This window comes from Deinococcus sp. JMULE3, from assembly GCF_013337115.1.
GTDB lineage: Bacteria > Deinococcota > Deinococci > Deinococcales > Deinococcaceae > Deinococcus.
This window is the reverse complement of the sequence record NZ_SGWE01000004.1, coordinates 428,615-454,114: the sequence shown is the minus strand read 5'-3', so window position 1 is coordinate 454,114 and position 25,500 is coordinate 428,615. Positions and strand designations below refer to the sequence as shown.

General features: G+C 69.7%; 24 protein-coding genes and 1 pseudogene. 10 read left to right on the top strand and 15 right to left on the bottom strand.

From position 1 onward, the window contains the following. Positions 1-5: 5 nt before the first annotated feature. The 5 genes from EXW95_RS04965 to EXW95_RS04945 form a co-directional block, all read right to left on the bottom strand. On the bottom strand, positions 6-557 hold the full coding sequence (locus tag EXW95_RS04965; protein WP_174366530.1) for an MOSC domain-containing protein: 552 nt from the start codon (positions 555-557) through the stop codon (positions 6-8). Positions 558-578: 21 nt separating this feature from the next. Beyond that, entirely contained in the window at positions 579-1,217 is a 639-nt protein-coding gene (locus tag EXW95_RS04960; protein WP_174366529.1) for a ribonuclease HII, read from the bottom strand. 63 nt (positions 1,218-1,280) lie between these two features. After that, positions 1,281-2,987: a phytoene desaturase family protein gene (gene crtI / locus EXW95_RS04955; protein WP_174366528.1), complete on the bottom strand. Its 1,707-nt coding sequence runs from the start codon at positions 2,985-2,987 to the stop codon at positions 1,281-1,283. A gap of 76 nt (positions 2,988-3,063) precedes the next feature. Beyond that, the gene (locus tag EXW95_RS04950; RefSeq protein WP_174366527.1) at positions 3,064-3,897 is read right to left on the bottom strand and encodes a phytoene/squalene synthase family protein; all 834 of its coding nucleotides are present in this window, start codon (positions 3,895-3,897) and stop codon (positions 3,064-3,066) included. Positions 3,898-4,025: 128 nt separating this feature from the next. Continuing rightward, positions 4,026-4,754 (bottom strand): class I SAM-dependent methyltransferase, encoded by a 729-nt coding sequence (locus EXW95_RS04945; protein ID WP_174366526.1) that lies wholly within the window; start codon positions 4,752-4,754, stop codon positions 4,026-4,028. 61 nt (positions 4,755-4,815) lie between these two features. On the opposite strand from EXW95_RS04945, the gene EXW95_RS04940 reads away from it, so the two are divergent. Beyond that, positions 4,816-5,556, top strand: coding sequence for a phage holin family protein (locus tag EXW95_RS04940; protein WP_174366525.1), 741 nt, complete (start codon positions 4,816-4,818; stop codon positions 5,554-5,556). 1 nt (position 5,557) lies between these two features. Continuing rightward, complete coding sequence (locus EXW95_RS04935) at positions 5,558-6,199, top strand: hypothetical protein (protein WP_174366524.1); 642 nt, start codon at positions 5,558-5,560, stop codon at positions 6,197-6,199. Between the two features lie 256 nt (positions 6,200-6,455). On the opposite strand, the gene EXW95_RS04930 is transcribed toward EXW95_RS04935, so the two are convergent. Further along, the gene (locus EXW95_RS04930; protein WP_174366523.1) at positions 6,456-6,734 is read right to left on the bottom strand and encodes a hypothetical protein; all 279 of its coding nucleotides are present in this window, start codon (positions 6,732-6,734) and stop codon (positions 6,456-6,458) included. Between the two features lie 139 nt (positions 6,735-6,873). Continuing rightward, complete coding sequence (locus tag EXW95_RS04925) at positions 6,874-7,962, bottom strand: aminopeptidase (protein WP_174366522.1); 1,089 nt, start codon at positions 7,960-7,962, stop codon at positions 6,874-6,876. Positions 7,963-8,079: 117 nt separating this feature from the next. Here EXW95_RS04925 and purU point away from each other — a divergent pair, with 117 nt between their 5' ends. Next, positions 8,080-8,964 carry a formyltetrahydrofolate deformylase gene (gene purU / locus EXW95_RS04920; RefSeq protein WP_174366521.1) on the top strand — a complete coding sequence of 295 codons (885 nt, stop codon included), beginning with the start codon at positions 8,080-8,082 and terminating at the stop codon, positions 8,962-8,964. 67 nt (positions 8,965-9,031) lie between these two features. Beyond that, positions 9,032-9,475: a hypothetical protein gene (locus EXW95_RS04915; RefSeq protein ID WP_174366520.1), complete on the top strand. Its 444-nt coding sequence runs from the start codon at positions 9,032-9,034 to the stop codon at positions 9,473-9,475. 71 nt (positions 9,476-9,546) lie between these two features. Here EXW95_RS04915 and EXW95_RS04910 read toward each other — a convergent pair whose 3' ends face one another. The 3 genes from EXW95_RS04910 to EXW95_RS04900 all read right to left on the bottom strand — a co-directional run bounded on the left by EXW95_RS04910 (position 9,547) and on the right by EXW95_RS04900 (position 13,135). Beyond that, entirely contained in the window at positions 9,547-10,797 is a 1,251-nt protein-coding gene (locus EXW95_RS04910) for an FAD-dependent oxidoreductase (protein WP_174366519.1), read from the bottom strand. Beyond that, positions 10,794-11,909 (bottom strand): semialdehyde dehydrogenase, encoded by a 1,116-nt coding sequence (locus EXW95_RS04905; protein WP_174366518.1) that lies wholly within the window; start codon positions 11,907-11,909, stop codon positions 10,794-10,796. Before EXW95_RS04905 ends, EXW95_RS04910 begins: the two co-directional genes overlap by 4 nt. Positions 11,910-12,118: 209 nt before the next feature. Next, positions 12,119-13,135, bottom strand: a complete 1,017-nt coding sequence (locus EXW95_RS04900) for an NADPH:quinone oxidoreductase family protein (RefSeq protein ID WP_254605502.1) — start codon at positions 13,133-13,135, stop codon at positions 12,119-12,121. 145 nt (positions 13,136-13,280) lie between these two features. On the opposite strand from EXW95_RS04900, the gene EXW95_RS04895 reads away from it, so the two are divergent. Together EXW95_RS04895 and EXW95_RS04890 are read left to right on the top strand one after the other, a co-directional pair. Next, positions 13,281-15,365, top strand: a complete 2,085-nt coding sequence (locus EXW95_RS04895) for a 3-hydroxyacyl-CoA dehydrogenase NAD-binding domain-containing protein (RefSeq protein WP_174366517.1) — start codon at positions 13,281-13,283, stop codon at positions 15,363-15,365. A gap of 10 nt (positions 15,366-15,375) precedes the next feature. Continuing rightward, entirely contained in the window at positions 15,376-15,771 is a 396-nt protein-coding gene (locus EXW95_RS04890) for a hypothetical protein (protein WP_174366516.1), read from the top strand. 69 nt (positions 15,772-15,840) lie between these two features. Here the strand turns inward: EXW95_RS04890 and EXW95_RS04885 are convergent, their stop codons facing one another. Further along, positions 15,841-17,145, bottom strand: coding sequence for a glycosyltransferase family 2 protein (locus tag EXW95_RS04885; RefSeq protein ID WP_174366515.1), 1,305 nt, complete (start codon positions 17,143-17,145; stop codon positions 15,841-15,843). A gap of 147 nt (positions 17,146-17,292) precedes the next feature. Here EXW95_RS04885 and EXW95_RS04880 point away from each other — a divergent pair, with 147 nt between their 5' ends. From EXW95_RS04880 to EXW95_RS04865, 4 genes are all read left to right on the top strand, one after another. Beyond that, positions 17,293-18,474, top strand: a complete 1,182-nt coding sequence (locus EXW95_RS04880; protein ID WP_254605501.1) for a glycosyltransferase family 4 protein — start codon at positions 17,293-17,295, stop codon at positions 18,472-18,474. A gap of 5 nt (positions 18,475-18,479) precedes the next feature. After that, positions 18,480-19,661, top strand: coding sequence for an acetyl-CoA C-acyltransferase (locus EXW95_RS04875; RefSeq protein ID WP_160976299.1), 1,182 nt, complete (start codon positions 18,480-18,482; stop codon positions 19,659-19,661). 204 nt (positions 19,662-19,865) lie between these two features. Beyond that, positions 19,866-20,384 (top strand): DinB family protein, encoded by a 519-nt coding sequence (locus EXW95_RS04870; RefSeq protein WP_174366514.1) that lies wholly within the window; start codon positions 19,866-19,868, stop codon positions 20,382-20,384. A gap of 52 nt (positions 20,385-20,436) precedes the next feature. After that, complete coding sequence (locus tag EXW95_RS04865; RefSeq protein WP_174366513.1) at positions 20,437-21,387, top strand: ring-cleaving dioxygenase; 951 nt, start codon at positions 20,437-20,439, stop codon at positions 21,385-21,387. Positions 21,388-21,443: 56 nt separating this feature from the next. Here EXW95_RS04865 and EXW95_RS04860 read toward each other — a convergent pair whose 3' ends face one another. From EXW95_RS04860 to miaB, 4 genes and pseudogenes are all read right to left on the bottom strand, one after another. Continuing rightward, entirely contained in the window at positions 21,444-22,001 is a 558-nt protein-coding gene (locus EXW95_RS04860; RefSeq protein ID WP_174366512.1) for a hypothetical protein, read from the bottom strand. A 113-nt stretch (positions 22,002-22,114) separates the two neighbouring features. After that, positions 22,115-22,708: a hypothetical protein gene (locus EXW95_RS04855; RefSeq protein WP_174366511.1), complete on the bottom strand. Its 594-nt coding sequence runs from the start codon at positions 22,706-22,708 to the stop codon at positions 22,115-22,117. 148 nt (positions 22,709-22,856) lie between these two features. After that, on the bottom strand, positions 22,857-23,357 hold the full coding sequence (locus tag EXW95_RS04850) for a hypothetical protein (protein ID WP_174366510.1): 501 nt from the start codon (positions 23,355-23,357) through the stop codon (positions 22,857-22,859). A gap of 114 nt (positions 23,358-23,471) precedes the next feature. Then, positions 23,472-24,850: pseudogene (gene miaB, locus EXW95_RS04845) on the bottom strand (tRNA (N6-isopentenyl adenosine(37)-C2)-methylthiotransferase MiaB). Between the last annotated feature and the right edge of the window lie 650 nt (positions 24,851-25,500).

Here is a 25,500-nt window from a genome sequence, read left to right as displayed (position 1 = left end):
CGTGGCTACACGCGCCGCAGGGGCTCGTGCGGTTCCGGCGGCAGAGTCACGCGGATGGCGTCACCGGGTGTCACCTCACCGCTTTCCAGCACGGTGCCCATCACCCCGGCGAGGAACACCGGGTCGCCCGCGTCGTCCGTGCCGATCAGGCGGTGCATCAATCCCGGCTGGAACGCGTCGATCTGCGCGCAGGGGTTGCGCAGGCCCGTCACCTCGACCGCCGCGCCGGACGGGAAGGTCAGTCGCGTGCCGCGCGGCAGGGCCAGCAGGTCCAGGCCACGCGTCGTGATGTTCTCCCCCAGGTCGGCGGGTTGCACGTGGAAGCCGTCCGCCGCGACCTGACCAAGCAGTTCGGCGTGAATCAGGTGCACCTGCCGCAGGTTCGGCTGCGTGGGGTCCGCCCGGACGCGCGAGCGGTGCCGCACCGTCTCGCCCGCGTGCGCGTCGCCCTGCACGCCCAGCCCGGCCAGCAGCGTGATGCTCGGCTGTGGCGTCTTGCTGAAGCGGTGCGTGACGTTCCGCGCGACGGCGATGACCTGAGCCTGCTGAATCGTCATGCGCCGAGCGTACCCCGCCCGCTACAGCAGCCGCTCGGGTTCGTTCAGCAGCGCCCGGATAGGTGCGAAGGACCGGCGGTGCGCCTCGCTGACGCCCAGGTCGCGCAGGGCCGCGCGGTGGGCGGGCGCACCGTACCCCTTGTGCCCCGCGAAGCCGTAGCCGGGGTGCTGCGCGTCGAGGTCCAACATCAGCAGGTCCCGTTCCGTCTTCGCCAGCAGGCTCGCGGCGGCCACCGAGTAGCTCAGCGCGTCCGCTTTCGGGGGGGCCGTCAGGGGCAGGTCCGTGCGGAGCTTCAGGTAATCCGTGATCAGCGCCTGTGGGGCCGGGTCCAGCCGCGCCAGGGCCCGCTGAGCCGCCGCGTGCGTCGCGCCCAGGATGTTCAGGCGGTCGATCTCGTCCGGCCAGGCGTGCTCCACCGCCCAGCTCACCGCCACCTCGCGCACCTGCGCCGCGAACGCCTCACGCTGCGCGGCACTCAGCTGCTTGCTGTCCCGGAACGGGTACTCCGCCGCCGCGCCCGGCAGGATCACGGCGGCGACCGTCACCGGACCCGCCCACGCGCCTCGCCCGGCCTCGTCCACGCCCGCCACGCGGAAGTACCCACGCCGCCAGTGCTCACGTTCATAGGACCAGTCGGGGGTGACGGAAGGCACGCTCATCGGGCGTACCCTAGCGCATGCGCCGCCCCTGGATTCATGGGCGGCGCGTTGCGGGTGGGCGGCTCAGTCGGCGGCCAGGTCTGCCGTGTTCCGTTCCGGCACGCCGTCGCGGACGCTGGGGTGGATGCCGAAGTCCTGCGCGATGAGGCGGGCGGTCATCTTGGCGCTCATCATGACGCTGGGGGTGCCGCCGCCGGGCTGTGCGCCCGCGCCGACCATGTAGAGGTTGCGGACGTCCTCGCTGCGGTTGTGCGGGCGGAAGTACGCGCTCTGCGCCAGGATCGGCTCGGGGCCGAAGGCGTTGCCGAGGTAACTGTCGAGGGTCTGGGCGAAGTAGTCGGGCGTGATGAACTCGCTGTGCGTCAGGCGCTCGCGCAGGTTCGGGATGTACCCGCGTTCCTCCAGGAAGTCGTACACGCGCTCGACCAGCTTCGGGCCCTCCACGCTCCAGTCCAGGCCACTGGCGTTGTGGGGCACGGGCACCAGCGTGTACGCGGCGTGATGCCCTTCCGGGGCCAGGGTGGGGTCGGTCAGGGTGGGGACGTGCAGGTACTGGCTGAAGTCGCGGCCCAGCACCTTCTTCCCGAAGATCTCGGTGAGCAGTTCCTCGTAGCGCGGCCCGAGGATGATGTTGTGGTGGCGCAGGTTCAGCTCCGGGCCTTCCCGGCGGAACCCGAAGTAGATGACCAGCAGGCTCATGCTCTGGCGGGCGGCCTTGACGCGCACGTCGCTGTTCACGAGGCGCGCAGCGGCGGGCACGCGCTTGAGGTACGTGTTCGCCCAGTCGCCGTTGCTGACGACGATGTCCGCGTGCAGCTCCTCACCGCTTTCCAGGCGCAGGCCGCGCGCCACGCGCTTCCCGCCGGGTCGGCGGACCGGACGGCCCCGGTCGTCGGTCACGAGGATCTCCTGCACGCCGGCGTTCAGGCGCAGCGTGCCGCCCAGTTCCTCGAACTTGCGCACGAAGGCGTCCACAAGCGCGCCGGTGCCGCCCATCGCGTAGTGGATGCCCCAGGTCTTCTCCACGAAGTGGATCATCGCGTAGATCGCCGGGACGCTCAGGGGGTTCCCGCCGACGAGCAGCGTCTCGAACGAGAACACCTGCCGCATCTTGGGATTCTGGAAGTACTTGCTGGTGAACGAGAACAGCGTGCGTACGGCGTCCAGGCGCATCAGGTCCGGCACGACCCGCAGCATGGTCGGCATGTCCCCGAAGTGCGTGTACCCCAGTTCCAGGAAGCCGCGCTCGAAGATCGCCTGCGCGTCCGCGTGGAAGCGCTCGTACCCGGCGAGGTCCTCGGGGGCGAGGTCCGCGATCTGGCGGCGGGTGCTGACCGGATCGCCGTCGTAGTCGAAGTACGTGCCGTCATCGAAGTAGATGCGGTAGAACGGCAGGATCGGCACGAGCTTCACGTAGTCGCGGGTGCGTTCGCCGCCGCTCTCGCCCTCGCGCACGCGGGCGTCCGGGGCGAGGATCTGCGCGGGGTAATCCGGCTCGGCCAGCATGCCCCTGTCGCGTTCCAGGGCGAACAGTTCCTCGATGAAGTGCGGCACGGTGATCACGGTGGGGCCCATGTCGAACACGTACCCGTCGGCGGTGCGTTTCTGGTACGCGCGTCCGCCCGGCTGGTCCAGGCGCTCGACGATGGTCGTGTCGAAGCCCAGCGACTGCAGGCGGATGCCCAGCGACAGGCCCCCGATGCCCGCCCCGACGATCAGGGCGGTCTTGCGGCGTGAAGAGGCAGGCAGGGGAGAGGATTCAGGAGTCATTCGTGGCAACCTCCCGCCGCCCCAGTCGTGCGGGCGGCGTGGTGTGAAAGCAGGGTGTTCAGGACGGGTCGGGTGGTCAGGACAGGCTGGCGGGCGCGCTGCGCAGTTCCCACCACGCCTGCGGCAGCATCAGCAGTTTGCGGGTGCCGCTGACATGCGCGCGCCGCCCGAAGTTGTCGAAGTCGTTCCGGGCGAGGTCGTCCAGGATGCCCTCGTACGCGCGGGCGGCGGTCGCCACGGCCAGCCGGGCGCTGCCGTGCAGGCAGGGAATGCCCTGGCGGCCCTCGGCGTACCACTCGCGCGCCAGGGCGCTCAGGTGCCGCATCAGCGCGCGGTACTCGGGCGTGACCACGCCGCGGTCCAGATCGGCGCGGCTCACGCGGTACTCGGCCAGCAGCTCCGAGGGCAGGTATACCCGGCCGCGCGTGAGGTCCTCGCCGACGTCCCGCAGGATGTTCGTCAGTTGCATCGCCTGCCCCAGCATCAGTGCGGCGTGCAGGGTGCGTTCACCGCCGCTGTACCCGCTGACGGGCGCGATCATGAAGCCCACCACGCCCGCCACCCGGCGGCAGTACAGCATCAGGTCGTCCATGGAGTGGTACTCGTGCCCGCGCAGGTCCATGCGCAGGCCCTCGTGCAGTTCCGCGAACGCCGACAGCGGAATGGGGTACTCGCGCGCCGCCCAGGCGAGCGCGGTGTCGATGGGGTGATCGCCGGGCCGCCCCGCGAACGCGCCCTGCACGCGCGCCCACCACTGGTCCAGGCCCTGCTGCGCGGAGGCGCCGCTGAGTTCGTCGACGATGTCGTCCCCGTCGCGGCACGCGGCGTACACGGCCCACACGGCGCGTCGCTGTGCCATGGGAAAGAAGCGTGACCCCAGGTAGAAGGTCTTGCTGTGCTCCCGCGTCACGTCCTGACAGTGCGCCACGGCCCGGTCGAGTCCGGGGGGGATGCGGAGGTGAAGGTCAGGTCAGTCACGTTAGGGGTTCCTTTGCAGGCAGTGTACGAGGCGGCGTGGGGGCGAGACGTCACGGATTGTTACAGAGTGCCGCCCACCCCCGCCCGTACGGGTGACCCTGCCTGCACCTCGGAGCGCACGAACCGCTCGAACTGCACGGCCCCCACCGACAGGCCGTCCGTGCGTTCACAACCGGGCAGGTGCCGCGCCACCCACGCCGCGTCCGGGAAGGTCAGGCCGCCCAGCGCCGGGCGGGACAGCAGCCCCTGCACCGGCCCGGCGGTGCGGCGCAGGTACATCAGCCACAGCTGCCCGCCGGGCCGCAGCAGCCGCGCCAGTTCCGACAGCAGCCGCGCCGGATCGTGCGTCTCGTTCAGGGTGGCGCCCACCGTGATCCCGTCGAAGCTGCCGTCCGGCAGGCCACTGGCCTCCACGTTCACGTTCACCCAGGTGATGAGCGGGCTGCGTTCACGCTGCGCCGCGACCGCGAGCATCGCCGGGCTCAGGTCCGCCGCTGTCACCTGCGCGCCCGCGCGGGTCAGCACGCCCGCGTAGAACCCGGCGCTGGTGCCCACGTCCAGCCAGTGCTCCCCCGGAGCGGGGCGGCACAGCGCGGTGAACAGGGCCGCCTCGCGCTCCAGGGTGAAGCCGCGCGCACCCAGCAGCGCCAGGGACCGTGAGCGCCACCACGCGTACCCCCACGCCGTCACGGGCGAGAGGTTGCTGCGCTGCGCGGCACTCAGGGGCCGGGCATGTGCGCCTGGATTCAGGTTTTCTTTCGCCTGCGCGGCATGGGGCACGAGGTTCATTATGCTGGGGGCACTTCACGCCCCCCGTTCATGAAACGTGAGGGCTTCACCCGGAGGAAGTATGGAAGAACGCAAGAGCATGGGAGGCGCCCTGGTCGACGTATTCGACGCGGGCGTGACCCTCGTCAAATCGGAGATCAGCGCCGTCGCCCGCAAGGCCGGTCAGATCGCCAAAGCCAAGGGCATCGGCGCGGTGCTGCTGCTGGCCGCCACCGGTCCCCTCATCCTGGGTCTGGTCTTCATCATCCTGGCCGTGTTCTACGGCCTGATGCGCCTGGGCCTGGGCGCCTGGGCCGCCGCGCTGATCATCGCGATCCTGAGCTTCGTCGTGACCGGCGCCCTGATCTTCATGGGCATCAAGAAACTCGGCGCGGACGTCCACATGGACGAACCCCGCACCCGGAGGGACAGCATGGACGACCACACCCCCAGCCAGCCCGTCAATCCCGTCCCCGCGCCCAGCGGCAGCAACGCCGCGCGCGACTCGCACAACAGCAGCGGCCCGAAGGTCGAACTGCGCCGCGACGCCCAGGAGCACGCTGCCGGTGAGACCCGCGTCCTGCACGAAGCCGACGGCGTCGCCACCGTCCGCACCGAGGAGGGCACCGTCAACGTGCCCGTGTACGAGAGCAAACCCGGCGGGGAAGCCTCCCACTACGGCAGCGGGCTGAACAAGAAACTCAGCGGGCACCACGACCACGACCCCAACCTGCAGGAACCCAAGGTGCTCAAGGACGCCCCCGGGATCAGCGTCAGCACCACCCCCACCTTCCGCGAGGACATGCAGAAAGGCGGCAAGTGACATGCCCGAGTACCTCACCGAACGCGAGGAAGCCCGCAAACGCCTCCAGGAGAGCGTCGACGCCCTGACCAGCCAGGTCAGCCTGCACGCCAACATGCAGAAAGACCCCCTGAAGATGCTCGGCGGGGCTTCCGCCGTCGGCGCGCTGATGGGCATCGTCGTGGGCCGTCAGTTCCGCCGCAGCCGCAAGATCTACGTGGACGCCCAGAGCCCCGCCAAGCACCAGAAAGCCCTGATGAAAGCCCAGAAGAGCCAGAAGGGCGGCGGGGTCGGCGGCGCCCTGGTCGCCACGCTGGGCACGCTGGCCGTGAAGACCCTGATGGACAAGGTCGTCACGCCCCGCCTGGAAACCTTCGCGGACAACCTGCTCGACAAGGCCGGACAGCCCCGCGACCGCGACGCGCAGCCCGGCACCGTCCAGAAGGGACCCGGCGGGCACGTCAGCCCGAGTTACAGCAGCGGCGTCGGCGCGTTCACCCGCACCGCGCCTGCCGCCAGCGCCCAGAGCTATGCGCAGCAGGCGTCCGCTGACGGCAGCGCCGCGCCCGCCCCCACGAGCCGCACCCCGGTCAGCACCGTGAAGGCCGCCGCGCAGGGCAGCGCCATCTCCGAGCAGGACCTGAGCAACCCCAACAGGAAGTAATACGGACTCCGGTTGAAAGGTGTGCAACATCTTTCAACCCGAGCGGATGCGAGGAGGAGAAAAACGGGTTCCGGGCGTGGAGTTGGCAACCCGGTGCGGTTTTGGGTTGTCAACGAAACAGACGGAATCCGTATAACGCACGGCAGAGGAGGCGGCCCGCTCCGGAGTAGAGCGGGCCGCCTCCCTTGTGTGTAATGCACCTGCGGATTCCGTCTGTGGTCCGCGCTGCGGGTTGGCTCTGCGGGTCGTGTTCGGGTCAGCTGGCGGCCGTGCCGGACAGGTGAGAGGGGCTGGCCGGGCGGGCCGCCTGCAGCGCCAGGCCGCACAGCCACACCCGGCCCGGCAGGCCCGAACGGGACCAGCACCGGCGTTCGGCCAGGGCGCGGCGCAGCACCTGAAACGCGAACTCCTCCGGGTCGCGCACGTCGTGCCGCCGGGCCAGGGCGAACAGCAGTGGGGACGCCGCCTGCACCAGCGGCGCCCAGTCCGGGACGGGCTGGCTCAGGTGGCGTTCGATCGGGCACGGCGGGGTCACCACTCAAGTCTGACCTGCCCCCGCTCCTCGCAACCAGAACGGGTGTTCACGCGACCGTCAGATTCACTTCATGGGTGGTTCATCCGGCGTCCAGAAGTGGACATGAGACCAGCAGGCGTCCAGCGATACGCCCCTCCGATCAGATCAGGAACTGTCCGTTCTCCTGCACGACCTCGCCGTCCAGGCTCAGTCGGCCCTCCCGTCGCAGGTCGGTGATCAGGTCCCAGTGCACGGCGCTGGCGTTCACGCCGCCGGTCTCCGGGTAACTCTTGCCGATCGCGAGGTGCACGGTCCCGCCGATCTTCTCGTCGAACAGGATGTTCCCGGTCGGCACCTGAATCCCCCCGTTCGTGCCGATGCCCAGTTCGCCCAGTCGCCGCGCACCGGGATCGGTGTCCAGCGCGGCGTGCAGGGCGGCCTCGCCCTCGTCGGCACTGGCGTTCACGACCAGCCCACCCCGGAATTCCAGGCGGGCGCCGCGCACCATCACGCCCTGGTACTCGGCGGGCACCGTGAACGTCACGACGCCATCGGCGCTGTCCTCGTGCGGGCCGGTGAAGACCTCGCCGCTGGGCATGTTGCGTTTGCCGTCACTGTTCGCCCAGGTGCGGCCCCCCACGCGCAGGCTCAGGTCCGTGCCGGGCGCCTCGATCCGCACGACGTCCGCGCGGGTCAGGCGCTCGATGATGCGGGCCTGCGTCGCGCGGACCTCACCCCAGGCGGCCACCGGGTCGGCGCGGTCGAGGAACATGGCGCGCATCACGAAATCCCCGAAATGCGCCTCGCTCATGCCCGCCTGCGCCGCTGCGTACGCGGTCGGGTACAGCGTGAGGCTCCACTTCCTCCGCGCGCGGGCCGACGCGACCGGCGCGTTCGCCGCGAGCAGCCGTGCCCGGCGCGCCGCGTCCACACTCCGGGGCTCGGCGGGCGTCAGGACGCGCAGGCTGCCGTCCAGCGCCTCCACGTCCGACAGGTCCGCCGGGTGGATGGCGTCCAGCACCGCGTCACTGGCCAGTTCCGCGAAGTCCTCCAGCTGCCCCGGGTAGTCCACGCGCACCACGGGCCGCGCGCCGCGCGTGAGCAGCGCCCGCGTCACCGCGCGGATCAGCGGCGTCGCCTCCTGCCCCCCGGCGACCAGCAGGCGCTCGCCCGGCGCGGCCGACAGGCAGTAGTCGGCCAGCAGGGCCGCGTGAAGGTCCGGGGCGTAGGGAAGCAGATCTGCACTCATGGCCGCGAGCCTAGCACCGCGCGCCCCCACGGCGTCCCGCCTCGCCGACAGGCAAGGCAGCCGTCAGGCAAGACAGGGGCCGGTGCCTTCAGCGGGCCTGCGGTATCCTCGCCGGATATGACGGTGCCACCAGCCGCGCTCGACCCCCTGAACACCGCCGTCCTGACGATCACCTGCCCCGACCGGGGCGGGATCGTCGCGGCCGTCTCGCAGTTCCTGCACAACCACGGCGCGAACATCCTGCACAGCGACCAGCACAGCACCGACCCGGCGGGCGGAACGTTCTTCATGCGCATGGAATTCCACCTCGCGGGCCTGGACCTCGCCCGGGACCAGTTCGAGCGGGCCTTCGCGACCGTCGTCGCCGCGCCCTTCGGGATGGAGTGGCGCGTCGCGTACACCACGGAACCCAAACGCATGGCGCTGCTCGTCAGCCGCTACGACCACTGCTTCCTGGACCTGCTGTGGCGCAAGCGCCGGGGCGAACTGAACATCGAGATTCCGCTGATCATCAGCAACCACGATGACCTGCGCCGCGACGCGGAGATGTTCGGCATTCCCTTCCACGTCGTGCCCGTCACGAAGGACACCAAGGCCGAGGCGGAAGCCGAGCAGGTCCGCCTGATGCACGAGGCGGGCGCGGACTTCGCCGTGCTGGCCCGCTACATGCAGATCCTCAGCGGGGACTTCCTGCGCGCATTCGGGCGGCCCGTGATCAACATTCACCACTCGTTCCTCCCGGCGTTCGTCGGCGCGAACCCCTACCGCGCGGCGTTCAACCGGGGCGTGAAACTCATCGGCGCGACCAGCCACTACGTCACCGAGGAACTCGACGCCGGGCCGATCATCGCGCAGGACGTCATTCCCGTCACGCACCGCGAGACGCCCGACAGCCTGATGCGGATCGGGCGGGACGTGGAACGGCAGGTGCTGGCCCGCGCCGTGAAGGCGCACGTGGAAGACCGCGTGCTCGTGTACGGCAACAAGACCGTCGTGTTCTGAGCGGCTCGCTGACTGGAGCCCGACCTGTCCCTTGAGCTTACCGAGCGGTCAGGTTAGGCTTTCGGTCATGGCGACCCTGTACCTCGTGCTCCTGACCCTCCACAACCTCAACCGCTGGCTGATCCTGATCGCGGGCATCTGGACGCTGATCCGCACCGTGCCCGGCGCGTCCGGCGGGCGGACCTTCACGCCCGCCGACCGCCGCCCGGTCGTGATGTTCATGGGCAGCCTGCACCTGCAGGTCGTGCTGGGCCTGCTGCTGTTCGCGTTCATGGGCATGCAGAACATCCCCGTGTTCGCCGGTGCGCCGCGCGCCAGCTTCCAGTGGGAGCACCTGGGCCTGGGCATCATCGCCGCCGTGTTCGGCACCCTCGCCAGCGTGCAGGCCCGCAAGGCCCCCACCGACCAGGGCAAGTTCCGCGCCGCGACCCTCTGGACCGCGCTGAGCCTCGTGACCATCCTGCTCGGCATCCCCTGGTGGCGGCCCCTGCTGCGCTTCTTCACGCAGTAAGGGGTTGAGGGAGGTGGGCTGTGGGTCGTGGGGGGATTCCACGGGACCTGCAGCCCACCAGTCTTGATTGGTCAGTCGGCGGCGCTCATGGCGTCGGGGACGGTCAGTGGGGCGTGCGGGGTGGCGGGGGGCCGCAGCAGGTCCCGGAGGACCCGTCCTCCCTGCGCTTTGCTGGGCATGAACCACGTGAAGAACAGCAGGCGCATCAGCCACGCGACCGGTCCGGTGAAGGTCACGCCGCGCAGTTCGGTGATGGCGTTCCAGCGGCCCAGGCTGGCACTCTGCCCCAGCCCGCCGTACCGGAAGGGCCGCAGCGGCAGGCGGCGCACGCTGCGGGCCACGTTCCGGCCGATGCACTGGCCGTGTTTCATGGCGTACAGGGCGTTCGCCGGGTCCTCGCCGCGCGGCTGGCGGACGCACGCCGCGTCCCCACCGGCCCAGACGTTATGGCAGCCGGTCACGCGCAGGAACTCGTCGGTCAGCAGGCGGCCCCGTTCGTCGCGGGGCAGTCCTTCCGTGCCGGGCAGGGCGGTGTGCGCGATCCCGGCGGCCAGCAGCGTGAGGTCCGCGCGGCGCAGCGTGCCGCCCTCCAGGCGCGCGCCGAGCGGTTCGACGGCCTGCACGCGGGTGTGCTCGTGCAGCTGCACGCCCAGCGCCTCCAGGGACGCGCGGGCGTGGGCGCGCAGTCCCGCCAGTTCGGGCGGGAGGGTGTCCAGCACCCCTCCGGCGCTGATCAGGTGCACGTCGCCCGGCAGGCCCTCGCGCTGCTGGCGTTCACGCAGCGCGGCGGCCATCTCGACGCCGGCGTACCCGCCGCCGATCACGTTGATCGTCGTGGGGGTGCGCGCGGCGAACCGCAGCCCGACCTGCGCGCGGAACGCCTGCATGTCCTGCGGGCGTTTCAGCGTCCAGCCGTGCTCGCGCAGGCCCGGCACGCGCCCGAACGGGTCCACGGAGCCCACTCCCAGGATCAGGTGATCGAACGGCAGCCACGTCGCCTCCGCGCCCGGGACGCGCACCTGCACGCGCTGCATGGTCAGGTCCACCCGCGTGACCGTGCCCTGCACGACCTCTGTGCCGGGCAGCAGGGGCCGCAGGGGCGTCAGCGTGCGCGACAGGGCCAGCTGCCCGCCCAGCGCCTCGCCCGTGAACCCGTGGAAGGTGTGGTACGGGGTGGGATTCACGACCGTGACCTGCACCTCGCCCCGTGCCAGCTGCCGCCGCGCGCCGCGCCGCAGGGCCCGGCAGGCGTCCAGGCCCACGTACCCGCCGCCCACGACGACCACCCGCGTGACCGGACTTCGGGGAGCGGGGGCGTTCACGCGACCACCTCGCCCCGCTGGCGGTCCTGCGGGACCACCCCGGCGGGCAGGGGCGGCTCGAAGCGGCGGGTCACGGTGACCGGCTGCCCGAATGAGTGAGGGGCGGCCAGCGTGAACCCCAGGTGCCGCGCCTGCCGCGCCACGTCCAGCAGCAGCGTCGCCTGCTCGGGACTGGGGCTGCCCAGCGAGTAGTGCCCCCGGTGCCCGCACAGGCCCAGCAGGAGCGTCTCGGCGAGGCAGGCGTACGCCACGCCGGGCGGCAGGCCGATGAACCCGCGCCGCTGCACGCCGGGCACGCTGACCAGTCCGCCGTCCACGATCCGCACGTCCGGGCGTTCCAGCAGCAGCTCCGGGCGGGTGTTGCGCGGCTGGGTGTCGTCCAGGACGACCGCGCCGCGTTTCAGGTGCCGGGAGCCCAGCAGGGCGTCCTCGGCGCTCGTCAGCAGGATCACGAGGTCCGCGTCCCGCACGCGGTCCAGGTCGGTCGTGGCGACCGCCCGCCCGGCCGGGAGACTGGCCCGCAGGGACCGCAGCCGCGCCTCGTTCCGCGCGACGAGCAGCAGCGGATTCGGCGTTCTCTCGGCGAGCAGCCGCGTCAGGCAGCCGCCGACGCTGCCGGTCGCGCCCACGACCGCCACCAGCGCGTCGCCCGGCAGGTCGTCCAGCAGCCGCTGTGCGCCCAGCAGGGTCATGGCGGCCGTGAACGCGTTTCCGTTCGTCACGCCGATGTCCGTCCGGTGCCGCAGGGCCGCGCCGCCCGCCGTGGCCGGGGCGGTCAGGGCGCCCAGCCCGACGGTGCGCGCGCCGAGCTGCGCGGCGCGGTCCACGGCCCGCCCGATGATCCGCTGAGCGCGCCGCCCGCCACTCAGCAGGTCGCGGGGCGTCAGGGGCACCGTGATCAGCCACCCGGCGGTGCGGGCCGGGTCGTCCGCGAAGCGAATCGTGCCCGTGACCGGACTGGGGAACTCCAGGCGGCGCAGCGCGGCCGCGTACACGCCGTTCGGCACCCAGCCCAGCGGGCGGCAGATACCGCCCAGATCGGCGGCGACGTCGGTGCGGGGGTGAACGAGGAACGCGACGGGGTGACGGTCTGGGAACAGGGTGGGGATCATGGCAGGGACGCTCCGGATGGATGAGAGGACGAGTGAAACCGAGTGTGCCCGCCCGCGCGTTATGGGCGCGTTAGCGGGGCTGGCCTGCACTGTGCCTTCCGGGGCATGATCAGCCCGTGATCGGAGTCGGGCCGGGCTAGGAATGGCAGCAGAAAACGCCCCCCGCGGCGGAGGGGCGTCGAACGTGGCGCTCTCTGTGCGGATGTCCGTCAGCGGCCGGGTTCGATGATGACCTTGCCGGTCGTGCGGCGGTTCAGGAGGTCCGTAAAGGCCTGCACGCTCTGATCCAGGGCGTAGGTGGGGCCGACCTGCGGGACGACCTTGCCACTGCCGACCAGGTCGGCCAGGGCGCGGGCGGCTTCCTGGGTGGCGGGCGCGTCGCTCATGAGGCTGGTCAGCCACAGGCCCGTGACGGTCAGGTTGCGTTTCATGAGCTCCACGGGGCGCAGGTTCGCCTGTTCGCGGCTGGCGTTGCCGATCACGATGATCCGGCCGCGGCTGGCGGCCATGTCGAGGCTCTCCTGGAAGCGTTTGCCGCCCACGACCTCCAGGATCAGGGGCACACCTTTGCCGCCCGCTGCGTCGCGGACTTTCTTCACGCGGTCCGGGTCGTCCTGCAGGATCGTGACGTCCGCGCCCAGGGTGCGGGCGATGTCCAGTTTCTCGTCGGTGCTGGCCAGCGCGATGACGTTCATGCCCATGGCCTTGGCGAGCTGGATGCTGGCGGTGCCCAGCGCCCCGGCGGCGGCCTGCACGAGCACCCACTCGCCGGCCTCGCCGCGCCCGAGGGTCTTCAGGCCGTGGTACGCGGTGAAGTACGACACGGGGAACGCGGCGGCCTGCGCGCCGCTGAGGGATTGCGGGACGGGGATCAGCGCGGCGGCGGGCACGGTGGCGTACTCGGCCATGGCGCCGCTGCCGCCCAGCGCGGCGACGCGCGTGCCGACCTGCACGCCCTGCACGCCTTCACCCAGGGCGTCCACGATCCCGGCGAATTCCATGCCGGGCGTGTACGGCACGCGGGTGCGGGTGAGGTACTCCCCGGCGACGGCCAGCGCGTCGGCGAAGTTGATGCCGACCGCCTCGACCCGCACGCGGACCTCGCCGGGGGCGGGGGAGGGGACGGGCGCGTCCTGAAGCTGCATGACGTCGGGCGGCCCGAGGCGTTCCACGCGGATGGCGCGCATGCTGGCCTGCGGGGTGGCGGCAGTCTGACTGTCGGTCATGCCCGGCAGCATACCCCGCCCCTGCGCGAAAGTGAACGTCAACGTACACTCTGAACGTGAACGTGTTTGACCGTCCCGGCCTTTCATGGAAAGCTGGGGCCGCACACCGCACCCCGCAACCCGACCGCCCCGCAGGAGGCCCCGCATGAGCACCGAGAACATCGTCGCGCAGTCCCGCCAGGACGACGTCCTGATCCTGACCATCCAGAACCCGCCCGTGAACGCCTTCAGCCCCGGCGTCCCCGAGGGCCTCAAGGCCGGCCTTGACGCCGCCGCTGCAGACGACACCGTCAAGGCCGTCGTGATCATCGGCGGGGGGCGCACCTTCGTCGCCGGGGCGGACATCAAAACCTTCAACATGCCCCGCGAGCAGGCGCCGGACCTGCGCGGCACCATCGAAAAACTGGATGCGTTCCCCAAACCCACCGTCGCCGCCATTCACGGCACCGCGCTGGGCGGCGGGCTGGAACTCGCCATGGGCTGCACGTACCGCGTGGCGACCCCCGACGCGCAGCTGGGCCTGCCCGAGGTGAAACTCGGCGTCCTGCCCGGCGCGGGCGGCACCCAGCGCCTCCCCCGCGTGGTCGGCGCGCCCAAGGCCCTGGAGATGATGCTGAGCGGCAACCCGATCAAGGCGACCGAAGGGCAGGAGGTCGGCCTGATCGACCGCCTGATCGACGGGGACCTCCTGAGCGGCGCGGTCGCCTTCGCCCGCGAGGTCGCTGACACCCGGCCCCTCCCGCGCATCAGTGAACGCGCCGTGGACGGCGCGACCCCCGAGGTCTTCGCCGCCGCCCGCCAGGGCATCAGGAAGACCCACCGCGGGCAGCTGTCCCCGGAGCTGATCATCGACCTCGCCGAGATGGCTGCTGGCGCCCCCTTCCAGGACGGCTGGGCGGCCGAGGCGACGAAGTTCATGCAGGCGAAGGACTCCCCGCAGTCCCGCGCGCTGCGCCACGTGTTCTTCGCCGAGCGGGAAGCCGCGAAGATCCCCGGCCTGGGGAAGGACACGCCCACGCTGGACATCCGCCGCGCCGGGATCATCGGGGCGGGCACCATGGGCGGCGGCATCGCCATGAACTTCCTGAACGCCGGCATCCCCGTGACCATCGTGGAGACCACCCAGGAGGCGCTCGACCGGGGCCTGGGCGTCATCCGCCGCAACTACGAGAACACCGCCAAGAAGGGCCGCATGAGCCAGGACGACGTCGAGACCCGCATGGGCCTCCTGACGCCCAGCCTCGACATGGGCAGCCTCGCGGACGCCGACATCATCATCGAGGCGGTGTTCGAGAACATGGACGTGAAGAAGGACATCTTCACGCGGCTCGACGCCATCGCCAAACCCGGCGCGATCCTCGCCACGAACACCAGCACCCTGGACGTGAACGAGATCGCCGCCGTCACCAGCCGCCCCGAGAGCGTCATCGGCCTGCACTTCTTCAGCCCCGCCAACGTCATGAAACTGCTGGAGATCGTCCGCGCCGCCAGGACCAGCGACACGGTCCTGGCGACCAGCATGGCCCTCGCCCGCAAAATTAAAAAGGTCGGCGTGGTCGTCGGCGTGTGCGACGGCTTCGTCGGGAACCGCATGGTGCACCGCTACGGCGAGGAAGCCCGCCAGCTCGTCGAGGAAGGTGCCCGCCCCGAGGACGTGGACGCCGCCATGAACGCCCTGGGCCTCCCCATGGGTCCCTTCCAGATGAGCGACATGGCCGGACTGGACATCGGCCACGCCATCCGCGTGCACCGCGCCAGGGTCAGCGGCGAACCCGAACCGGACGGGTGGCTCGACCGGATCGTGAAGACCGGCCGCAAGGGCCAGAAGACCGGCGGCGGCATCTACGACTACGACGAGACGCGCAAACCCCGCCCGAACGCGGACGTGCAGGCCCTGATCGACACGTACCGCGCCGAGAAGGGCGTCACCCCCCGCGACATCAGCACCGACGAACTGACCAAACGCCTCGCGTACACCCTGGTGAACGAGGGCGCGCAGATCCTCGACGAGGGCATCGCCGCGCGCGCCGGGGACATCGACGTGATCTACCTGTACGGCTACGGCTTCCCCGCCTACCGCGGCGGCCCCATGCAGTACGCCGACGAGATGGGCCTGCAGAGCGTCGTGGCAGACCTGGAACGCTACGGCCAGACGCCCGCCCCCCTCCTGAAGCGCCTCGCGGACGAGGGCGGCAGCTTCGCCGGGCTGGACGCGAGCAGAGGACGCTGAGACCACGGCCTTGAGCGTCACCCCGTACCTGACCCACGCGCTTCTTCCGGCAGGCACCGACCTGGGCGGGCTGGGCGCGCGGGTCGCCCGGCACGCCGGAGCGGAGGCCAGCCTGCGCCCCGGCGACCGGGCCGGAGAGGTCGCGTTCGGCGGGTACCGCTTCTTCATCGCCCTCGATGACGGCACCGGCAATGGCAGTGAACTGGCCGGGCTGCGCGACGTGATCCTGACGGTCGCCACCGACGCCGAACGCCGGAAGACGTTCGGGGCGGTGCTGACCCTCGGCGGGCTGAGCCCCGACCCGGACCTGGAGCACTTCAACGACGCCGCCCTGCTCATGGAAGCGGTCGAGGCGCTGTGCCCCGGCGCGGTCCTGTTCGACCCGCAGTCCGGCGAGCGGATCTAGCCCTCAGCGGGAACGGGAAACGGGCCGGAGGCGTGCATGCTTCCGGCCCGTCTCCTGTCCCTGCTCCGCTCAGCCTGTGGTGCCGGATGCGGCCAGGGTGCCGTCGGTGGGTTCGTCGTGCCGGACGCTCTTGTACCAGCCGCGCCGCCCGGTGAAGTGGTTGAACAGCGCCAGCGGCAGCGACCACAGCGTGATCGCGCTGAACACCGGGAGGGTCAGCATGATGTACCCGACCACCCACAGCGGCAGGCGGCGTTCGGCGCGGTAGCGCAGCGCCCAGTTCAGCTGGAACGCCAGGGGCAGCAGCGTGAACACGGTCGCCACCCACGCGGGGGACGTGAAGCCGTGCCAGCCGAACGCGCGGCGCAGCGGCTGGGACAGCAGGCTGATGATCATCAGGGTGTTCAGCCACGGGCCGAGGATCAGGTACGTGAAGTCCGCCAGGGTGACGGGGTGGGCGCGTGCGCCCCACAGGCGGCCCAGGTAGCGCAGGCACTGCATGGTGCCCTGGATCCAGCGGGCACGCTGGCGCATGAACGGCACGGGGCTGATCATGCCCTGCTGCCCGACGTGCGCGGTGAGCAGCGCGATGCGGGCCCTGGGGTCGTGCAGGCGGATTTCCAGGGCGCTGCCGAAGTCCTCGAGCAGCACGTCCGGCCAGGGTTCCACGCCGCGTGCGAGCTGCCCGGCGACGTAACTGGCGCGCATGCACTGGCCGTTGCCGGTCAGGGACGCGGTGCCCGCCCAGTGCCGCACGCGCTGGTAGTGACCCAGGATGAAGTTCTCGAGGTCCTGCTGGATGAGCAGCACGCGCGCCAGCGCGCCCTGCAGGCCCGGGAGTTCGCTGGTCGTCTGGCGGTAGCGCATCCAGCCCTGCGCGGCGAGGACGTGCGGGTCCTGGAACGCGCCGCGCACCTGCGGGACGAAGTCGCTCCCCAGGCGGCCGTCGGCGTCCAGGCCCACGAAGACGTGCTGCGTGAGGTCCTGGCCCTGCATCTCGGGTTCGGCCAGGAGGCGCGTGACGGCCCAGTTCATGGCGCGGCCCTTGTTCTGCCGCGCTTCGGGGAACTCGCGGCGCAGGAGGCGCACGTCGGGGTCGCGCTGCGCGAACGCGCGGACGATGTGGTCGGTGCCGTCGTCGCTGGCGTCGTCGATGACGATCACGCGGGCGTCGGGGGCGACGGTGCGGACGTTCTGGAGGGTCGCCTCGATGACCTGCGCCTCGTTCAGCGCGGGGATCAGGAACGTGACGTGCACGCCGCCCTGGGCGTGGGGGATGCGGCGGGGGCGCATCAGGGCGCTGGCGGTCTGCTGCACGACGTACAGCGCGAACAGGACGAGGCCGAGAATGTCGAGGAAGGCGAGGAAGTTCATCAGTGGGGGCTCCGGGGTGGGGACGCGGGCGTCCCAGCAGGTCACTATGACATTAACCGGGTCTTCATGCCGGGAAGTTGAGGCACCTTCCGGTGGGGTGGGGCGTCCGCGCGGGACGCGACCCACCGGAGACGCTAGACTCGGTTCATGAATATTCCGCTGGGGGAAGCTGTCCCCGACGACGGAACGCGCGCCGCCGGGTCGGCCGCGCCGCCCATGCGACTGGCGGTCCTGACCGACGCGCCGCGCGTGGCGGGCAGTGAACTGTGGCTGCTGTACGTCCTGCCGCGCCTGCTGCCGGGGGGCGTGCAGCCCACCGTATTCCTGCGGGTGGGGGAGAGCCTGGACCGGCTGGCCGCGCAGTTCGGCGAGGCCGGGATTCCGGTGCGGCGCTACGCGGACCTGTCGGGCCTGCCGGACCTGACCCGTGACTTCGACCTGCGCCTGCTGCAGGCCTGGGACCCCGGCACGTACCTGCGCCTGCTGCCCCGGCTGGCCGCGCCGACGCTGGTCGTGTCGCACGATCAGCTGGACTACCACTACGCGCCGCCGCTGCGGGCGCTGTACCGCGAGACGTACCGCTTCACGAAGGCGATTCCGCTGCGCCGCGCGGGGCACCTGCTGACCGTGTCCCGCTGGGGCGCCGCATTCCTGCGCGGTCCGATGGGGCTGCGGGACACGACCTTCGTGACGAACGGCGTGGACCCAGAGCAGTTCCGGCCCGCCACCCCCGAGGACCGCGCGGCGCTGCGCGAGTCGCTGGGATTCACGCGCTTCACGGTCCTGATTCCGGGCCGCTTCACGCCCGAGAAGAACCAGTGGATGAGCGTCCGCGCGGCGCGGCACGCCCCGGACCTGGATTTCGTGTTCGTCGGGGACATGGACTCCAGCGTGGGGAAACTGGTGCAGGGCTACGCGGCGCGCCTGGGGTTGCGGAACGTCCGGTTCCTGGGCCGCCGCTGGGATATGCCGGAGCTGTACCGCGCGGCGGACGCGCTGCTGCAACCCACCCTGGCGGAGAACCAGTCCCTGGTGACGCTGGAAGCCATGGCGTCCGGCCTCCCGGTCGTCACGACGGACATTCCGGCGCAGGCGGAACTCGTGCAGGACGGCGTGACCGGCCTGACGGTGCCCGCGCAGCCGGACGTGCTGGCCCGCGCATTGCAGGCGCTCGCGGCACACCCGGAGCGCACCCGGGAGTTCGGGCGGGCCGCGCGGCAGTTCGTCCTCGATCACCACACCACCGACCACACCGCCGCGCTTGTCCTCGCTGAACTGCAGCGCATTGTTTCCACCCCCTCACCTGCGGCGCACGCCGCGAAGGAGTAAACCCCATGCCTGAAGCTGTCATCGTCTCCACCGCCCGCACTCCCATCGGCAAGGCCTACCGCGGCTTCCTGAACGACACGCACGGCAGCGACCTGGGCGCGCACGCCGTCACGCACGCCGTCGCCCGCGCGGGCGTGGACCCCGCCGAGATCGAGGACGTCATCATGGGCGCCGGGAACCCCGAGGGTGCCACCGGCAGCAACATCGCCCGGCAGATCGCGCTGCGCGCCGGCCTGCCGGTGGGCGTGGCGGGGCAGACCGTGAACCGCTTCTGCTCCAGCGGCCTGCAGACCATCGCCACCGCCGCGAACAGCGTCATGGCCGGCCAGGGCGACGTGTACGTCGCGGGCGGCCTGGAAAGCATCACGCTGACGCAGAACGAACACGCGAACAAGTACCGCCTGCGCGGCGAATGGCTCATGGAGCACAAGCCCGCCATCTACATGCCCATGCTGGAAACCGCCGAGATCGTCGCCAAACGCTACGGCATCACCCGTGAGCAGCAGGACGAGTACGCGTACCACTCGCAGATGCGCACCGCCCGCGCCCAGCAGGCCGGACTGTTCGAGCACGAGATCGTCCCCATGACCGCCACCATGAAGGTGCAGGACAAGGCCACCGGCGAGATCAGCGACCAGACCGTCACCCGCACCCTGGACGAGGGGAACCGCGCCGACACCACCCTGGAAGGCCTGGGCAAACTGAAACCCGTGTTCGAGGGCGGCGTCATCACCGCCGGGAATGCCAGCCAGCTCAGCGACGGCGCGGCTGCCGTGGTCGTCATGAACGCCGACGTCGCCCGCGAACGCGGCCTCGCTCCGCTGGGCCTGTTCAAGGGCTTCGCCATCGCCGGGTGCGAGCCCGACGAGATGGGCATCGGCCCGGTGTTCGCCGTGCCGAAACTCCTCAAGCGACACGGCCTCAGCGTGGACGACATCGACCTGTGGGAACTGAACGAGGCGTTCGCCGTGCAGGCCCTGTACTGCCGCGACCACCTCGGCATCGACCCCGAGAAGTACAACGTGAACGGCGGCTCCATCAGCATCGGGCACCCGTACGGCATGAGCGGCGCGCGCCTGACCGGGCACGCCCTGCTGGAAGGCAAACGCCGCGGCGCGAAGCACGTCGTGGTGACCATGTGCATCGGCGGCGGCATGGGCGCGGCGGGCCTGTTCGAGGTGCTGTGACGGCGTTCAGGGCACGGCCCTGAACCGAGTGGAACGAGCAGCCGCCAGAGGCGTTGGTGGGAAGTGGAGGTCGCGGGAGTGCGGTTCTCCCGTGACCGGAACTGGACACCATCGCCGGGGAAGTAGGCAGTCGGGAGTGGGCCGTGGGGGTGATCCTGCGGCCCGCTCTCCTGTTGTGCTGTTGCTGCGTGGGTAGAGTGCGGTATGGATCTGCTGGAGCGGCTGCTGGGGCATGACGCGTGGACGACGGGGCGGCTACTGGATCAGGCGCGCGTGCTGGACGAGGCGGGGCTGGATCAGCCGTTCGACCTGGGGTGGCGGACGGTGCGGGCGACCCTGGCCCATATCGTGCGGAACATGGAGGTCTGGACGGACCTGATGAGCGGCGTCCCGCCGCGCGTGGGTCCGGGGGACCGGGTCAGTCTGGATGAGCTGGCGTGGCGGCTGGAGGTGGTGGGGCCGCAGCTGGCGGCGCTCGCGAGGTGGGTGCAGGCGGAGGAGCGGCTGGATGACACCTGGGTGGACGTGCTGGACGATCCGCCGCGGCGCAAGTCGTTCGGTGGGGCCATCGCGCATGTGATCACGCATTCCATGCATCACCGGGCGCAGTTGATTCACATGCTGCGGACACTGGGCGTGCCGGACGTCGAGGAGGGGGACGTGCTGGGCTGGGAGCGTCGGGTGGTGCGGGGCGGCGCGTGGGACGTGGGCGGGGAGGCGTGACGGCTGTCGGCTCGTCACAATCGCTTAACATCAAACGAATTAGAGTGTGGGCATGACCACCACGCCCCTCACCCCGCACGGCCTACACCACGTCACCGCCGTCACCGCCGACGCCCGCGCCAACCTCGGGTACTACACCCAGACGCTCGGCCTGCGCCTCGTCAAGAAGACCGTCAACCAGGACGACGTCACCGCCTACCACCTCTTCTACGCCGACCGCGACGGCACCCCCGGCAGCGACCTGACCTTCTTCCAGTGGGACGTTCCCCGCGAACAGCCCGGCAACAACAGCGTCAGCCGCACCAGCCTGCGCGTCCCCACCGGCACCCTCGACTGGTGGCAGGCGCACCTGACCGCCAGCGGCACCCCCGTCACCCCCGTGACCCGCCACGGCCGCGCCCACCTTGATTTCAGCGATCCCGAAGGCCAGCGCCTCAGCCTCGTCGAGGGCGGCCCCGAAGGCACCCCCTGGGACGCCAGCCCCATCCCCACCGAGAAGCAGATCCTCGGCCTGGGACCCGCCGAACTGACCCTCCCGAACCTGTTCCCCACCACCCGCGTCCTCGAACGCGCCTACCACCTCACGCCCGCAGGCTCGTACCCCGACCCCGAACAACCAGGGCGGACCATTCACGTCTATGCCATGAATGAGGGCGGCCCGCACGCGGAACTGCACCTCCGCATCGACCCGACCATCCCACCCGCCCGGCCCGGTGCGGGCGGCGTGCACCACATCGCCCTGCGCGTCCACGACGACCAGTACCACGACTGGAACACCCACCTGACCAGCCTGGGCCTGCGCACCAGCGGCGAGGTCGACCGCCATTGGTTCCACAGCATCTACTACCGCGAACCGCAGGGCGTCCTGATCGAACTCGCCACCGACGGCCCCGGCTTCGCTGTCGACGAACACCCCGACCACCTGGGCGAAACGCTGATCCTCGCACCCTTCCTGGAACCGCACCGCGCGCAGATCGAAGCGGGCCTCACCCCCCTGACCTGAACGCACGACAAAACGCGCCGCCCCATCTCCTCGGGGCGGCGCGTTTCACCTGACGTTTACTGGCAGTCCACGACCGGGAACGCCTGCGCGGACTCCAGAATGTTGCTGTACCGACCCGCCGCGTCCAGACCCTGCACCTTCACGAACGTGTTCCCCTTCACGTCCAGGATCACCGGGTTCACCACGATTGCCTGCGCGTTCAGCTTCCCGGGCACGCTCAACGGCGCGGTCCCGGCACCCAGCGTCGCGCTCAGCACCGCGCTGCCGCTGTAATCCGCCGAGCCATACGAGTAGAAGCTGAAGTTCTGCGTGCCGCCCGTCTTCAGACCCTCGAACTGCGTGTACACCTGCTTCAGACCGCCCGTCCAGTCCAGATCCACGTACATCTCCGTGCTCTTGTTGTCACAGATGATGTACGACCCGGCCGGGATCACCTGACCGTCCTGATCACGGTACTCCGCACTCGTGCGGTACTGCGTGCTGTACGAGAACGACGTCAGCTTCAGGGATGTCGAGGGCTGCGTGCCGGGCGTGAAATCCGGCACGCTGACGGTCACGGAACAACCGGCAAGGGCAGAGGCGAGGGCAGCGGCGGCCAGAGCAACTTTCTTCATGCCTCTCACTCTGCCCGGCGAACCTGACGCCCGCGTGATGAGAGGCTGACCCGACGTGAGAACACAGGAAAAACCCCGACCACGAAGGCAAGGGTTTCCGTGAGGGCAGTGGATTACTTGCTGAGAGGCTGGGCCACGCCAGCCAGCGTGCAGTTGCGGTACACGTTCACCCTACTGAGGTTCGCACTGGTGATCGTGAAGGACGAGCCGGTACTCGTGTACACCTTCAGGTCGGCGTAGAACGACCCGGCGAGGTTGGACGCGGTGACGGCGCGGGGCTCGCGGATGGCGGGAGGCGTGGGGTTCACGATGATGCTGGCGGGCAGGAAATCACCCGACGCCGACTGGAAGTCGAACACGGCCTGATAGTTCCCGCTGCTGTCCTTGCTGAGCTGGCTGAGCGTGAACGTCTTGGTCTCATTGTACGTGCTGCTCGTCGTGCCCTTCAGGGTCACGTCCACTTTCGTCACGCTGCCTGCGGTGGCGAACTTCACGACCACCTGCGTGCTCGTCGCGCGCGCCGGATCGGTCGGGTTCGAGACGTTGTCGCAGCCCACGTATTTCGCCGGGCTGCTGCCCTGCAGGGTGTACTCGGTCGTGATCTCCACCACGCGACCATTCGCGCTCCCGTCCGGCGCACTCCCGTACGACCCGCAACTTGCCAGAACGCCCGTCAATCCCACCGCTGCCAGCATCAGTTTCTTCATGCCTTCCACTGTGTCGCCCCACACGCACCCACACATGACGGTCCACTTGATCCTCCCTAAAGGAATGAAGGAACGCCCCGACCGTGTCCTCATGCGTGCCACGAGAAAAACCCCCGCGCGGGGCGGGGGGCAGGGGAGGGTGCGGGGGTTACTTCGTGCAGGTGGCGTACACGGGCAGCGCGACGGTACTTGCCAGTTTCACGCTGCTGCGGCTGCGGTTGATCACGATGTCGGCCTTCAGCGTGGCGACGGAGCTTCCGCTGACCGTCACGGCGGCGGGGGCGGTCACGGCGGTGTTCACGGTCAGTGCGCCGCTGGCGATGCGCGTGACGGGCAGTTTGAATTCGCCGTCCTTGTCGCCCTTCAGGAGGTAGTTCCCGGCGACGTCGGTGGTGCTGACGACCTTCCCGGCGGCGTCGGTCAGGTTCACCTTGACGTTCTGGATGGTGCCGCCCGCCGCGAGGCCGATCACGATCTGCGTGCCGCTGTTCGCGCCGTTCACGCTGTCGCACAGGACGGGCGCGCCCGAGACGGTGTGGCTGGTGGTGACGCTCAGGAGTTTCTCGCTGCCGTCGCTGCCGCCCAGCGCGGTGCCGCAGGACGCGAGGATGACGGGGGTGGCAAGCGCGGCGAGGATCACTTTCTTCATGCGGTCCACTCTCGCGTCTGAGCGTAGCTTTAACATGATGGTTCCCTGAGAAGCGCGTGGGGCGCAGCGAGAACGCCGCCCCGCAGTGGTGCAGGGCGGCGCGCTCGGGTCAGGTCAGGCCATTGCCAGGGGCGAGGTCAGCGCCGCTGCTTCCGGGTTCAGTTTCGGCAGTTCCGGCAGGTCGTTCCCGCTGGCGTCCACGAGTTTCGCGTACATCATGTGCGGCGTCGCGTGCTCGATCCGCGCTAGGTGCACGCCGGGGCCGGTCACGCCGACTGCCTTGGGCACCACCGTCGGGTGGTTGCCGCGCGTGTGGCCCTCCAGGAAGCCGTTGTCGTGCGCCTCGCCGCGCAGCAGCAGCTCCTGGATGGTGCCGACCTTCGCGGCGTTCTTCCGGGCGCTCCACTCCTTCTGCCGCGCGATCAGCCGCTCCAGCCGTTCGGTCTTCACCTCGCGCGGCAGGTCGTCGAAGTGTTTGTAGCTGGGCGTGCCGGGGCGGGGCGAGTACGCGAACATGTACGCACTGTCGAAGCCCACCTCGTCGTAGAGGCTCAGCGTCTTCTGGAAGTCCTCCTCGGTCTCGCCGGGGAACCCCACGATGATGTCCGTCGCCAGGACCGCGTGCGGCAGGTGCTTGCGGATATCCGCGACGTGCCGCAGGTAATCCTCGCGGGTGTACTCGCGCGCCATGCGGCGCAGCACCCGGTTGCTGCCGCTCTGTACCGGGAGATGCACGTACTCGCAGATGGCGGGCGTTTCCGCCATGGCCGCCGCGACGTCCTCCGTGAAGTTCATCGGGTGGCTCGTCGTGAACTTCACGCGCCGCACCCCACTGCGCCCCACCAGCCGTAGCAGGTTCGCGAAACTCGGGTACCCGCCCACGCGCGCTCCCTGATCCACGCCGTACGCGTTCACGTTCTGCCCCAGCAGCGTCACCTCCTGCACGCCCGCCACCAGCAGGGAATCCAGTTCCCGCAGGATGTCGTCCGGGTGGCGGCTCACCTGCGGCCCGCGCGTCGTCGGGACGATGCAGTACGTGCAGTGATGATCACACCCCGCATGATCGTCAGGTGCGCCTGCAACTGCCCCGCCGGAGCGGGTGGAACGTGGTCATGCAGCTCATCGCGGAACGCCAGACCCCAGAACCGCTCGTTGCTCTCCAGCGCCTTGCCGATGTCCAGCAGGCTGCCCGGCCCCAGCAGGATGTCCACGCCGAACTTCCGCGCCATCTGCTGCCCTTCCTCCAGCTGCGCCAGGCAGCCCATCATGCCGATCACCAGGGGGCGGCGGGCCTTGATCTTGCGCAGGTCACCCAGCAGACTGCGGACCTTCTCCACGGGCTTCCCGCGAATGGCGCAGGTGTTCAGCAGCACGAAATCGGCCACGTCCACGCTGTCCACGATGTCCGCCCCGAAACTCACGAGTTGCGACTGCACCAGATGCGTGTCGTACTCGTTCATCTGACACCCGTAGGTGACGATGTGGGCACGCACGTTAGAAGTCCCTCAGGTTGTATTTCCAAAAGCACATGCTGGCAATTCTAGCGACCACCACGCAACCCGAATGTCACAGGGCCGCCTCATAGCGACAGTGCGATGATTTCCGAACGCATCAACTCGGAGCACAAGAACTTCTGAGTTTTCAGTGACATCACGGAGATTGGCGGCGATGTGCGACAGTTCACACAGCCCATCGTGTTCCTTGAGGCTGGACACGCGCCTGAATGGGGAAGTCAATATCGCAGGTTGTCCTTCGGTTTGGTTTCGATAGTCACTTATCTTCATCGTTTGTGTTTACGGGTGACGCCTCATCGTGCTTCGTGTCAGCATCGATTGCTCGAGCATAGGCTTCCTGCATCTCTTGGAAGCGAGCCTTTCTTGATGGATTCCACCATCTAGATTGAGCCAAATCGGACTCTCTATACGGTTTGACGAATTTGGGATAAAGGAACACAAATATGACGCGATGGCGGCTATGGCATATCCGGCTGCTGAGCCTATGTTTGCATAGTTTATTCCAGAGGGGGAATGTCTAAAGCGAGGTTTTTGAGATCCTACGCCAACGCTAAAGCTCATTCTCTCTAGGCCTTTCTGCAAATCTGGAAATAATCCAAAGGCCTCAGATGTAATATAACTGCTAACTG